The 3,683-nt window shown below is 75.0% G+C and carries 2 protein-coding genes and 1 pseudogene; 2 read left to right on the top strand and 1 reads right to left on the bottom strand.

The annotated features are described in order from the left end of the window. Positions 1 to 361 (top strand): annotated as a pseudogene (locus ACFU7Y_RS41715) (hypothetical protein); the annotation flags it as partial. Positions 362 to 369: 8 nt separating this feature from the next. Here the strand turns inward: ACFU7Y_RS41715 and ACFU7Y_RS41710 are convergent. Beyond that, entirely contained in the window at positions 370 to 1,098 is a 729-nt protein-coding gene (locus ACFU7Y_RS41710; RefSeq protein ID WP_224285110.1) for a ferritin-like fold-containing protein, read from the bottom strand. A gap of 691 nt (positions 1,099 to 1,789) precedes the next feature. On the opposite strand from ACFU7Y_RS41710, the gene ACFU7Y_RS41705 reads away from it, so the two are divergent. Further along, a complete protein-coding gene (locus tag ACFU7Y_RS41705; RefSeq protein ID WP_380771631.1) occupies positions 1,790 to 3,607 on the top strand; it encodes a DEAD/DEAH box helicase in 1,818 nt (605 codons plus the stop codon). Positions 3,608 to 3,683: the final 76 nt, after the last annotated feature.

Genomic DNA, 3,683 nt, shown 5'->3' with positions numbered 1-3,683 from the left:
GTGCCGCACCCCCGCCGTACCCCGGGAGGCAGCCTTGATGGTCGAGTCGATCGCCTTCGCCCTCGTCGGCCTGGTCACGGGCTGTGCCGCCCTGCTGGTCCTGCCCGCGTACTTCCGGGCCGCCCGGGCCCTGACACTGGGCACCGCGCTGGCGGCGGCGCTGGTCGGCGGGGTGGTCGCGCACTTCGGCGTGGACGGGCGCCAGCCGGCGGTGTCCGTCACGGCCGCTGCGGTGGCCTCGGGCGTGCTCACCTCGCTGCTGGCCCGGCCGGACCACGCCGCCGGGCGCGCCCCGGCGCACCGGCACCACCCGCACCGGCCCGGCGCCCACCGCGCTTCGCGGCGGCACCGGGCGGCCTGAGCGCCGTTCTAGGAAGCCAGGCCGAGGGCGGCCATCCGCCTGGTGTGCGCCTCGGTGATCCGGTTGAACATCTTGCCGACCTCGACCAGGTCGAAGCCCTGCACCTGGACGCCGCCGACCAGCAGGTTGGACAGCGCGTCGCGCTCGGCGACCACCCGCTGGGCCTGGCTGAGCGCCTCGCCCATCAGCCGCCGGCCCCACAGGGCGAGCCGGCCGCCGGCCCGCGGGTCGGCCTCGATCGCCTGGCGGACCTTGTCGACGGCGAACTGGGCGTGGCCGGTGTCGGACATGACGCTCAGCACCAGGTCGCGGGTGTCGTCGTCCAGCCGGACGGCCACCTCGCGGTAGAAGTCGGTCGCGATGGCGTCGCCGACGTAGGCCTTGACCAGACCTTCCAGCCAGTCCGCGGGCGCCGTCATCCGGTGGAACAGCTCCAGCGGCTCGACGAAGGGCCGCATCGCGTCCTGCGGGTCGGCGCCGACCTCGGCGAGCCGGTCGTGCAGCCGCTGGTAGTGCTGGAACTCGGCGGAGGCCATCCGGGCCAGCGCCGCCTTGTCGGCGAGGTCGGGCGCCATCTTGGCGTCCTCGGCGAGCCGCTCGAAGGCGCTCAGCTCGCCGTACGCGAGCGCCCCGAGCAGGTCGAGCACGGCCGCCCGGTAGCCGGGGTCGGCCGAGCACGCGGCCCAGTCCCCGATCGAGCCGGCTGCCGCGTCCTGCGTCTCACCATGGGTCTCCATGACCCGCAACTTTAGTCCCGCCCGCCCGGCTCCCCCACCACCAGGCACGCCCGGGTGACCGGCCGGACCGGCCGGTCCGGTGGCAGTTGCCGGGGGCAATGTCGGACGCGTCACGTGTTCGAGTCGTCGGCTGACTGTATGGTGGTACGGAGCCCGTCGTGTTCGCATGGTGTCACCGCCGTCTCGGTACCCGCGCGAGCCCTCCGTAGCGGGGCCGTCCAGCCGGACGTGTCCGCACCGGAGGCACGGGTACTCACGTACGCGGATGCCCGGTCGGAGAGCCGATCGGCTCCGACCATGGCTTGGACTTCAAGCCTTGGCACCGCATCAGTGGCCGAGCGAGGGCCGCCGAGACCACGCCCCGAGGCGGAGGTCCCGCGCAGGTCCCTCACGGGAACTCTCCCCGACGCCGCCGGCGACGCGCCCCGCACCAGGGCAGCGCGCACCGGCCGGCCGCAGGGACCGGCGCGGTTGTGCGTTCGCGCAGCTGTAACAGGGCCGCCCAGGCCCGTAGGCAGCCGCGCGGCTGCCCGCCCGCCGCTCGCTCTCGGCCCCTCCACACGGAAGAGGCAGCACCCTGTCCACCACCACTGAACCCATCAAGACGACCTTCCGGGAGCTGGGAATCCTCCCGGAGACCGCCGAGGCGCTCGAAGCCGTCGGCATCGTCCACCCCTTCCCCATCCAGGAGATGACCCTCCCGGTCGCGCTGACCGGCCACGATGTCATCGGCCAGGCCAAGACCGGCACCGGCAAGACCCTCGGCTTCGGCCTCCCGCTGATCGAGCGGGTCGTCGTGCGCGCCGACGTGGACGCCGGCCGGGCCACCGAGGAGCAGCTCTCCGACTTCCCGCAGGCGCTGATCGTCGTCCCGACCCGCGAGCTGTGCACCCAGGTCACCAACGACCTCCAGACCGCCGGCAAGGTGCGCGACGTGCGCGTCCTCGCCGTCTACGGCGGCCGGGCGTACGAGCCGCAGGTGGAGGCGCTCACCAAGGGCGTCGACATCGTGGTCGGCACCCCGGGCCGGCTGCTCGACCTGGCCGGGCAGAAGAAGCTGAACCTGTCCAAGGTCCGCGCGCTGGTCCTGGACGAGGCCGACGAGATGCTCGACCTGGGCTTCCTGCCCGACGTCGAGAAGATCATCACCATGCTGCCGGCCAAGCGGCAGACCCTGCTGTTCTCGGCCACCATGCCGGGCCAGGTGATCAGCCTCGCCCGCCGGTACATGAGCCAGCCGACCCACATCCGGGCCACCGCCCCGGACGACACCGGCTCGACCGTCGCCAACATCGAGCAGCACATCTTCCGTGCGCACTCGCTGGACAAGGTCGAGGTCGTCGCGCGCATCCTGCAGGCCGAGGGCCGCGGGCTGGCGATGATCTTCTGCCGCACCAAGCGCACCGCCGCCGACGTCTCCGACCAGCTGACCCAGCGCGGCTTCGCGGCCGGCGCGGTCCACGGCGACCTCGGCCAGGGCGCCCGCGAGCAGGCCCTGCGGGCCTTCCGCAACGGCAAGGTCGACGTGCTGGTCTGCACCGACGTGGCGGCCCGCGGCATCGACGTCGAGGGCGTCACCCACGTCATCAACTACCAGTGCCCCGAGGACGAGAAGACCTACCTGCACCGGATCGGCCGCACCGGCCGGGCCGGCGCCTCCGGCACCGCCGTCACCCTGGTCGACTGGGACGACATCCCGCGCTGGCAGCTGATCAACAAGGCGCTGGACCTGCCGTTCAACGACCCGGAGGAGACCTACTCCACCTCGGCGCACCTGTACGAGCTGCTGAAGATCGCGCCGGGCACCAAGGGCATCCTGCCGCGCTCGGAGCGGACCCGCGCCGGGCTCAACGCGGAGGAGGTCGAGGACCTCGGCGAGACCGGTGGACGCGGCGCCCGCCCGGGCCGCGGCGGTCGCGGTGGGCGCGGCGGCCAGGGCGGCTCCGGCCGTCCGGGCGCCGGTGCCGCACCGGCCGAGACCGAGGAGCAGAAGCCGCGCCGCACCCGTGAGCGCCGACGCACCCGTCGGGGCGCGGTGGTCGGTGCCGAGGGCGAGGCCGCTGCCGCCGTGACCGAGGCCGCCGTGGCGGCTCCGGCCGTCGAGGGCACCGAGGGCGAGGCCGCGCCGCGCCGTCGTCGCCGCCGCTCGCGCGGCGGTGCCGCGGCGGCCGAGGCCGCGGTGGCGGTCGAGACGGCTCCGGCCGCCGAGGCCGTCGTGGCCGAGGCCGTTGCCTCCGAGCCCGTCGTCGCCGAGGCCCCCGCCCCGGCCAAGAAGGCCACCCGGACCCGCACCCGCAAGCCGAAGGCCGAGACCGTCGAGGCGGCCCCGGCCGCCGAGGCCGCCGAGGCCCCCGCCCCGGCCAAGAAGGCCACCCGGGCCCGCAAGCCGAAGGCCGTCGCCGAGACCGCCCCGGAGGCTCCGGCCACCGAGGCCGCCGCCGAGGTCCCGGCCCCGCGCAAGCGCACCCGCAAGGCCGCCGCGCCCGTGGAGGCCACCCCGGAGAGCTGACACCCGGTGTCTGCCCCGAGGGGGCGGGCCAGGCCACCCGGCCCGGTCCGCCCCCTCGGGCGTTCCCGGGTACGTC

Source organism: Kitasatospora sp. NPDC057542, assembly GCF_042801945.1.
Classification (GTDB): domain Bacteria; phylum Actinomycetota; class Actinomycetes; order Streptomycetales; family Streptomycetaceae; genus Kitasatospora.
Note: the sequence above shows the minus strand (reverse complement) of the source record. Positions and strands in the feature narration are given on the sequence as shown.